The organism is Lentibacillus kimchii (assembly GCF_042666895.1).
GTDB lineage: Bacteria > Bacillota > Bacilli > Bacillales > Amphibacillaceae > Lentibacillus > Lentibacillus kimchii.
In genome coordinates this window covers 1-8,825 of the sequence record NZ_JBHTGR010000026.1, presented here as the reverse complement: position 1 = coordinate 8,825, position 8,825 = coordinate 1, and the positions used below count along the sequence as shown (strand labels likewise).

At 43.7% G+C, this 8,825-nt stretch carries 7 protein-coding genes; 6 read left to right on the top strand and 1 reads right to left on the bottom strand.

Annotated elements, in window-relative coordinates:
* Nucleotides 1-346: 346 nt before the first annotated feature.
* From ACFQU8_RS09495 to ACFQU8_RS09480, 4 genes are all read left to right on the top strand, one after another.
* Nucleotides 347-922, top strand: a complete 576-nt coding sequence (locus tag ACFQU8_RS09495; RefSeq protein ID WP_449280301.1) for an REP-associated tyrosine transposase — start codon at nt 347-349, stop codon at nt 920-922.
* A gap of 84 nt (nt 923-1,006) precedes the next feature.
* A complete protein-coding gene (locus tag ACFQU8_RS09490) occupies nt 1,007-1,849 on the top strand; it encodes an aldo/keto reductase (protein ID WP_382359123.1) in 843 nt (280 codons plus the stop codon).
* Between the two features lie 135 nt (nt 1,850-1,984).
* Nucleotides 1,985-3,049: a DUF4236 domain-containing protein gene (locus ACFQU8_RS09485; RefSeq protein WP_382359120.1), complete on the top strand. Its 1,065-nt coding sequence runs from the start codon at nt 1,985-1,987 to the stop codon at nt 3,047-3,049.
* A 271-nt stretch (nt 3,050-3,320) separates the two neighbouring features.
* Nucleotides 3,321-4,652, top strand: a complete 1,332-nt coding sequence (locus ACFQU8_RS09480; protein WP_382359117.1) for a short-chain fatty acid transporter — start codon at nt 3,321-3,323, stop codon at nt 4,650-4,652.
* A gap of 127 nt (nt 4,653-4,779) precedes the next feature.
* Here ACFQU8_RS09480 and ACFQU8_RS09475 read toward each other — a convergent pair whose 3' ends face one another.
* Nucleotides 4,780-5,697, bottom strand: a complete 918-nt coding sequence (locus ACFQU8_RS09475) for a DMT family transporter (RefSeq protein WP_382359114.1) — start codon at nt 5,695-5,697, stop codon at nt 4,780-4,782.
* Between the two features lie 602 nt (nt 5,698-6,299).
* Here ACFQU8_RS09475 and ltrA point away from each other — a divergent pair.
* Together ltrA and ACFQU8_RS09465 are read left to right on the top strand one after the other, a co-directional pair.
* A complete protein-coding gene (gene ltrA / locus ACFQU8_RS09470) occupies nt 6,300-7,628 on the top strand; it encodes a group II intron reverse transcriptase/maturase (protein ID WP_382359111.1) in 1,329 nt (442 codons plus the stop codon).
* Between the two features lie 206 nt (nt 7,629-7,834).
* Nucleotides 7,835-8,545, top strand: a complete 711-nt coding sequence (locus ACFQU8_RS09465; protein ID WP_382359109.1) for a spermine/spermidine synthase domain-containing protein — start codon at nt 7,835-7,837, stop codon at nt 8,543-8,545.
* The last annotated feature ends 280 nt before the right edge of the window (nt 8,546-8,825 follow it).

The following is an 8,825-nucleotide window of genomic DNA, read 5'->3' as shown; positions in this document are numbered from 1 at the left end:
CTGTTTCTTTTGTGATTCAGACATTCTAAAACCTCCCCTCATACTCGCAGCGTAAATGTCGAATCATTTATGTGTCCAGTATAAGGGGTACGGACTACTGTCACCGCCCGAATTTTGTCGAACGATAGAAGCATAAATATTAATTGTTTCGGTCTGCGAATGAAAATACTCATTTTTGTATGCGGTTTTTTCTTTTATGACATTCGTCATCATGACAATGCTATTTTATGCGGTTTATGGATATTTTACTGATTTGATGCTGCAGCCTTTTTAGTCCATCTTAGATCAGAGAAACCAATATAAATTCCACTCGTACTAAGAGGGACAGAAAGGGCTGGTGACAGAGTTGGGAAGAAATAAGCGTATTTGGATGCCAGATGCTTTTTATCACATTGTTTGCCGTGGAAATCGGCGGGATAATCTTTTCTTGGACGATGAAGATATCAAGGTATTTTTTCAGATTATGATTCAAGTGAATAAGAAAACCCCGTTTGTCCTCGCCTCGTACTGCCTCATGACCAATCATTTTCATCTGCAGCTTCGTTCAGGGCAGCATACCGTTTCTAAAGTCATGTCTCTTATTAATAAGCGCTATGCCGATTATTACAATACAAAGTATAAGTTGACCGGGCATGTGTTTGAAAAGCGTTATTATGATAAACTGATTGATTCGAAACTTGGGATGCTGGAGACAAGCCGGTATATTCATCTGAATCCAGTAGAGGCTGGAATGGTGGCTATGCCGGCGCACTATCCCTGGAGCAGTTATCGCTATTACTTATATACGACTGGCCATCGTTTGTTAAATGTGGATGAGGTGCTTGATTGTTTTGCAGGTGATCCTGCGGAAAAGCGGCGAAAGTATCAGGATTTTATGGATCTAACCAAGAAAGAGGTTCTAATAAGGGAAGAGACGATGTGATTGTTCGACAAAAACCGGGAAGTGACAGGCACCGCAACAAAATGGTAATCTAATAGGAAAGGAAGTAAAGGGGTTTGATTGTTGATGAACACGTCTATTCCAGAAATTATTTTGAATGATGGGGTTACGATTCCGGCTATTGGTTTTGGTACATACAAACTGCGTGGCGATGCAGGAGCCAACGCTATAAAAAGTGCCATTGACAATGGCTACCGACTGATTGATACGGCTTATAACTATGAAAATGAGGGTGCTGTCGGAGAGGCTGTTAAAAGATCGCCGGTTCCGCGCCAGGATTTATTTATTACGTCCAAACTGCCTGGTCGCTATCATACCTATGATCTGGCAGTTGAAGCGATTCAGGAATCGTTGTATCGTGCCAATCTGGATTATTATGATTTGTATCTTATTCACTGGCCGAATCCTCAGCAGGACCATTACGTTGAAGCCTGGCAGACATTAATTGAAGCCAGGAAGTGGGGACTTATCAGATCAATAGGTGTATGCAACTTTCTGCCTGAACACCTTGATCGGCTGGAGACTGAAACAGGTGTTAAACCGAGCATCAACCAGATTGAATTGCATCCTTTTTTCAACCAGACAACCGGGCGCGAGTATCATGCGGAACGAGATATTCAAACCCAGTCCTGGAGTCCGCTTGCTAAGGCGAATGATATTTTGACAAATAAAACGCTGCGTGGGATAGCTGAGCGTCATCAAAAAACTGTCTCACAGGTTATTTTACGCTGGCACTATGAGCTCGGGAATATTCCGATTCCTAAGTCGGCTTCTGTGACACGCCAGCGGGAGAATCTCGCCATTTTTGATTTTGCGTTGGACGAACAAGACATAGAGAAGATCGCCATGTTAACCACGCCAGATGGCCGGCTGAACGATCAGAACCCGGATGTATATGAGGAATTTTAGGAGTTTTTTTCAGACGGGCTCTGTCTCCTTTGTCATCATGACGAGGCATCTAAGGACAAATCAGAGACTGAAAACTGATGTTCGACAAAAACCGGGCCGTGACAGGCACCAAAACAAAAACGAGGGGGGATAGGATTGGCTCTACGTTTTAGACGCAGTGTGAAGTTAGGCAAAGGTATTAAGCTTAATGTCAGCAAGGGTGGTGTTGGCATGAGTCTTGGCACCACAGGGCTGCGGCAGTCATTTCATTCAACAGGCCGGGGGACGCAAACGATTGGCATCCCGGGAACAGGCCTATCGTATGTTAAGACGAAGAATCTCTCCGGTAAGCGTTCTTCAAATAATAGCATTTCGCAAATAAGTCAGAACGTGTCACAGAATGAAGCGGCGGTAGCAGAATATAACAACTATGTTCACGCGATCACGCATCTGCATACAAATACGCCGGAAACGACTGACTGGCAAGCGCTGCGTGCTGAATCACCGCCGTTTCAACCGGGAGAAACAGGCCCCGGAGAAGCCGATGCTCAAGCGGATTATCAGGCTTACCAGCCGAATTTCCTGGCTCGTCTCATTAAACCACTGGCGACGAAGCAAAAGAAAGAATTGAAGCAAGCGATCAAACAGGCAAAAAAACAAGATACAGCAGCTTATGAGAAATGGGAAAAATGGCATGATTTAGCGCAAAGGGTTTTGAAAGGCGAAGCAGATGCCTATATCCAAGCGGTCAAGGAGAATCCTGCGTTTGCTGACGTTATTGAGCGCGGCGTTTCCCTGGGCGTGCCGAACGCTCGTGAAGTTGAAGCAGAGCTCCGGGTCAAGCCCAATGATGTTGCTCCAAATAAAAAGGTGACCCTGACAAAAACAAGAAAAGTATCCAAACAGAAAATGGGTAAAAAAGACTATTATAAGATTGTAAAGGATTTTGTCTGCGGCTATGCGCTCTGGGTGTCGCGAGCGTTGTTTGCGAGTCTTCCTATTGAGTCGTGCGTTATCCATGTCACGGCAAATGCGCTGAACACCGCAACAGGCAATCGGCAAAGAAAAGTATTGCTTTCAGTGCGGATTGACGAGCAAATGTTAAATCAGTTGAATTTCGAGCATCTTGATCCATCTGATGCTATGGAAAATTTTGATCATCATATGAATCATTTGAAGACAAAAGGATTCCGGCCTGTCAAACGTCTGACAGTGAAATAACCTGTGAGTTTGAGAAGTTCTGGTGGGTTGATCAGAGCGGTTTAGGTTTTGAGTAGATAGGATTGATAGTTTCATAAATAAGAATAAGCAGACAAGTGTTAATAGAATTTTGACGCTTGTCTGCTTTTTTCGACAAAAACCGGGGGAGTAAACCGGGGAGTGACAGGCACCAAAATTAACGCAATATTATTTATTTAGTAATATTTAATTAGATCATGTTTTATGGTACTGTTAATGTAAGCGTTTACCATAAATGAAAGGGAGATTTGATATGAAAGCTCTCACAAATTTTTTCGACCGCATTGTCCAGCGGTATTTGCCTGATGCGTTTTTATTCGCTATCATTCTTACATTTATTGTATTTCTCATGGGCGTTTTGTTTACCGGAAGTGGGCCTATAGGGATGATTGGAAATTGGGGAGATGGATTCTGGGATCTGCTTGATTTCGCGATGCAGATGTCTCTTATTGTAGCAACTGGCTATATATTGGCTAATACTCCTGTTTTACAAAAAGGGCTGACGAAATTAAGTACTATGGCCAACACCCCTGCTCAAGCAATCATATTAGTAACGTTTGTCGCCTCAATCGCATCATGGTTCAATTATGGATTTGGATTAGTCGCCGGAGGGCTTCTCGCAATATACGTGGCGAGGCGGGTTCCTTCTGTGGACTTTCGTTTGCTGGTGGCCAGTGCTTACAGTGGATTTTTATTGTGGCACGGAGGACTTTCTGCATCCGCTCCTCTATTAGTTGCGACGGAGGGACACTTTCTCGAGGATACAGTCGGCACCATACCAGTTTTAGACACATTGTTCAGTAGTTTCAACCTGTTCATCGTAATTGTTTTGCTGCTTACTCTGCCACTTGTGAATTGGCTGTTGATGCGGAGCCGAGACCCGCTCAGCCAGCCTAACCCCACACTATGGCAAAACAGTAATAATGAACAACAAGAAGAAGAGAAAGAGCAAGCGAAAGAGGTGACACCGGCAACCCGTCTGGAAAATAGCCAAATTATTTCTCTACTGATTGGGCTAATGGGATTTTCCTATATTGTGTATCATTTTGTACAAAATGGTTTTGATTTGAATTTAAATATTGTGATTTTTATATTCCTGTTTTTAGGTATTTTGCTACATCGAACACCTAAGCGATATTTAAATAGTGTTACGGAAGCCGTTAAGAATATCGGTGGTATCGTCATTCAATTCCCATTTTACGCAGGAATTATGGGAATGATGGTTGGATCTGGACTATCTGAGCAAATGTCGGCATTTTTTATTGACATTTCCAATGAGTTCACGTTTCCACTGTTCACCTTTATTAGTTCAGGGATTGTCAATTTCTTTGTTCCATCTGGTGGTGGCCAATGGGCAGTACAGGGGCCAATCATGGTGCCGGCCTCATTAGAAATCGGTGTAAGCACTGCTAAAACAACGATGGCCGTTGCATGGGGAGATGCATGGACGAATATGATTCAGCCATTCTGGGCATTGCCGCTTTTGGCGATCGCTGGATTGAAAGTGCGTGATATAATGGGCTTTTGTGCCATCATTCTTATCTACAGTTTCTTTCCGATCGCCATTGGGTTGTTATTCCTTTAGCAACAAAAAGGTCCTCAAATTTTAAAATAAACGCCCTCTCAGCAATAATGTTGGTCGGGCGTTTTATTTAGTCTGTCGCATTTTGCTTGTCTGCTTATTTCGACAAAAACCGGGCCGTGACAGGCACCTACGTTCTCCGGCTTTTTGAAGTCTGCGCTATGATAATGCCGATGATAATCAGGCCAGATCCGATTAGGATTCCAGTTGATAGATGTTCGCCGAGAATGATGCTAGAAAAGAAAAGGCCGAAAACGGGTACAAGTAAGGTTGAGATGGTGGCCGTGACCATATCGATGAGGCTCAGAACGACAAACCAAGCTGTAAAGCACAAAGCTGAGGCGAGCACGCCAGTAAATAGAATATAGGATATGCTGGTGACATTGAGCACAAGAGGTTCGCCCGACTCAGTAACGAATGCAGCAATTATGATGCCGATTGCGCCGAATGTCATTTGCCACGTGTTGACTTGCAGCTGGGAGGCGTCCCGCAGGTTGCGCCGGTAATAGACGTTGGCAATTCCCCAGGAAATAGCCCCCACAATAATCAGCAGTTCACCTGTCAAGATATCCATTGACTGATTAGTCCAAATATCCCAGCCAAGAATGGTCAGCAGTCCCACTAGGCCGGTGAGAAGCCCCGTTAATTTGGCGGGCGTTAATTTTTCGCCGAGAAATCTAGCGGCGAACAAGCTCGACCACATGGGCATCGAGTATAAGAGCACTGAAGACTTTCCGGCATCAACGAATCTGAGACCGTACATAATAAGAAGATACACAATGGTCGTCTGCAGGATACCTACAACGATGAAATGCTTCCACTGATGTCTTGGGGGCAATCCAGTTCTGGAGAGCCAGATGACGAGAAGCATTGTTACTGCGCCAACACCAAACCGGAATGCGGAAAACGTGAAAGGCCCCATGTAGTTGAGGGAAAGCTTCATGAATACCCAGGCGTATCCCCACAGTAAGATCACCAGGAGAATTAACAGCCATAAGGCCCATCTGTTTTTATGTAAAAAGGTTACAAAGGCATTTTGCTGAAACATAATCCGGCTCTCCTTTTGCTGACTATCGATCTTAAAACTATCATAGCAGGAAATCAAAACAGTTTAAAGACATGACATAGTCGTTCGGGTGCCTGTCAGAGCGACCGAGCGTAGGTCGTAACATATAGCGGGTGGGATGCCCGTCGAGTAAGAGTTAGCCACTCACTCGTAGCGAGTTTTGGATGATAGAAGGTGACTTCTACCATTAAGCGTAAACAGTTAGCTAGTGGGCCGTAAACTACGGTTGAAGGGATTGAGCCCCGAAATACCCAATGAAAGGGCAGATGGTTTTGACAGTCCAGAATGCAACATCTTGATAAGCGACATAGGGCGAGCTTATTAAGACCTTTCCGGGGTCGGTGACCACGGCACGCTAGACATGGATATGTTACGGCAACTCGGGAGATCCTATCGGGTCTTCCTGCGGAAGTAGGGAGTATGGTGTACAAGCGATACAAAGTGAGGAAACCAAATGCCTGATAGGAAGTCGGAGGGCTGCATAGTACCAGTGAAGCCGGGTAATTCCGGTGGAGGAAAGGCAAGCCCCTTATCATTATCTTAATCAGGGAAACATTATCTACACACAGAGGTAGGGAATAATAATGGAAACAAAACTGTTAAGAATCGCAGAATTAGCGAGATCTTATCCTGAGATGCAATTTACATCACTGGCACATTTGTTGGATGAAGCGTCTCTAAAGCAATGTCATCAAGAACTGCCTGATAATAAAGCTACAGGCATCATGGGGGTTACGAAGGAAGAGTACGGTGAGGAATTGAATAACAATGTTGAAAATCTTGTGCGTAGGATGAAGAAGAAAAGCTACCGCCCCCAGCCGGCTAGACGAACCTATATTGATAAAGCTGGCTCAAAGAAGAAACGCCCGCTAGGGATACCAGAGCATGAGGATAAAATTGTGCAGCGTGGATTAGCTAAAATTCTTACTTCAATCTATGAAAGTGACTTCCTCGACTGTTCTTTTGGCTTTAGACCCAAAAGAAATTGTCATGATGCTTTAAAGATTCTGAATGTCTACATTGAACGAAGGCGTACGAACTACATCGTAGATGTCGATATAAAAGGATTCTTTGATAATGTAGATCATAAATGGATGATGGCATTTCTAGAACATCGAATTAAAGATCCCAGTATATTAAGGCTTATAGCCAGATTCTTAAAAGCTGGTTATATGGAGGAGACTAAGCTATACAAAGAATCGTCTGGCACGCCACAGGGTGGTGTTGTATCGCCTATTTTAGCAAATATCTATCTCCATTATGTGTTGGATTTATGGTTTGAGCGTAAGGTGCGTAAAGAATGTAAAGGACAAGCGTACTTAGTACGCTACGCGGATGACTTTGTGTGCTGTTTTCAATACCAACAGGATGCGTACAAGTTCTTTGAAGGCCTCAAACAGAGGCTGGCGAAATTCAATCTTGAAGTTGCAGAGGATAAAACGAATATTATCTCTTTTGGTAGGTTTGCGGAAAAGAAGTGCAGACAAAATGGGAATAGAAAGCCTTCAACGTTTAATTTCCTAGGCTTTACACATTATTGTGGTCAAAGTCGAAAAGGCAAATTTAGAGTTAAACGGAAAACTGACAACAAGAAGATGAGAGCGAAGTTACGTCAAACTAAAATTTGGTTAAAAGAAAACAGAACCAAAGGTGCTGAATTTATTATGGATAAAATTCGCAGGTCACTTATAGGATATTATAATTATTATGGTATTACAGACAACTCACCAGCAGTTGATTTGTTTCGTGACAATATAAGAACATTACTCTTTAAGTGGCTGAATCGAAGAAGTCAGAAGAAATCCTTCACATGGGAGAAATTCGTCTTGTTTCTAAAGAAATTTCCGCTTCCAAGACCAACTGTTAAAGTTAGCATATATCAGCTCAGAGATCATATCAATTATATTCTGTGAAGAATGATAGGTGGAGCCGTGTGCGGGAAAATCGCTCGCACGGTTCTGTGAGGGGAGTGATACACAATCTGCCGTGAGGCAGAAAGGTTCACTCCTACTTGACCGACCCGGTTTTTGTCGAAGATCTTCCGCAGCTGTCACCATCATGTGTGTGGTGATGCTTTCCGCATAGGATTTTAAAGCTGCTTCGTTTAGTTTCGATCGACATGGGTTATATTAAGAGAATCGGTCATTTGTACATTTATGTCAGAAAGGGTGTTCGTATGGAAACGTCTGTTCATGTTTTAGACCGAGTGCAAACGCCCAGAGGCGAATTGCAGCTGCAGCGCCGCGGCAGTCATTATGAAATAATTAATAATGGTATCTTTCTGATGGCAACGTATAATGGCGAATCTGAAAAATATTTGGTTCGGCAAGCGCTGGCGTCTGTAGCCAGTCCGAAACGCGTTGTGATTGGCGGGCTGGGTGTCGGTTTTTCACTGGCAGAAGCTCTGCGTGATTCATCCGTTACCGAGGTGGTTGTTATCGAGATAGAAAATAAAATCATAGAATGGAACCGGACCTATCTTTCCGCCTTTTCGGAGGCGTCATTGGAGGATCCGCGTACGCGTGTTATCCATGATGATATGCTGGAGTGGATGAAGAAGGAGACGGGCCAGTTTGACGTGATTTGCCTGGATATCGATAATGGCCCGGACTGGACCGTGACTGAGCATAATCATGATATGTATCAGCCGGACAGTCTAAGGCAATTGGCCAGTTTGATGCGACCAGGTGGTGCTGTTTCGTTTTGGAGTGCTTCTTCCTCGCCTGACTTTTATCAATTACTTAAGCGCGTTTTTCATCATGTTACGGCATGGAAAGTTTCCCAGAATAAAGGAGACGACGACTGTATATATATCGCTTCTCTTGCTTAGGCACCCCCCTCCAATTTTCAAATGGATCATGAATTTAAGATCTTATCCACCAGTCATAATCTGGAATTTGTTTCCTTTCACCTTCCCTGAACGTGTATAGACAAAGCTATGACCAGTATTTGAAAATGCATCCGAATTTAAAGGGACTCTACCGTAATTGAAACAGGACAGTCCTATTCGACAAAAACCGGGAAGTGACAGTAGTCCGTACCCCTTATACTGGACACATAAATGATTCGACATTTACGCTGCGAGTATGAGGGGAGGTTTTAGAATGTCT